Origin of the sequence: Brevibacterium sp. SIMBA_078, from assembly GCF_046534565.1 — a bacterium.
In the GTDB taxonomy this organism is placed as follows: domain Bacteria; phylum Actinomycetota; class Actinomycetes; order Actinomycetales; family Brevibacteriaceae; genus Brevibacterium.
Genome location: NZ_JAWRYQ010000162.1, coordinates 1 through 278, shown reverse-complemented (window position 1 = coordinate 278; position 278 = coordinate 1). Strand labels below are relative to the sequence as shown.

At 41.4% G+C, this 278-nt stretch carries 1 protein-coding gene; it reads right to left on the bottom strand.

Annotation, left to right across the window (positions count from 1 at the left end):
• The coding region (locus tag SB749_RS19285) for a LysR substrate-binding domain-containing protein (protein WP_410711723.1) at positions 1 to 269 on the bottom strand (269 nt) is incomplete at its 3' end.
• Positions 270 to 278 lie beyond the last annotated feature (9 nt).

Below are 278 nucleotides of genomic sequence, written 5' to 3'. Positions count from 1 at the left end.
CCCTGTCCACTACTTACATAAGCGATTTGTGAGGTCACAGAGCGTACCTCATGGATAAGCCTTGGTGATACGTTATTTTTTTGGCAAATGCTTATTAGGTAATCAAAGTATGCTGGACTTACTTGACGAGCTGAGAAAATAAATGACTTATTTACTAACTGAATAAGTGATAGATGTTCGCAATTAGCCAAAGGGTCATCTCTTTTGATTGCGACAGCCAGGCGATCAGTGGCTAATACTTTGGAAGTAAGGCGCTCACTTACCAACACGTCTGTTCG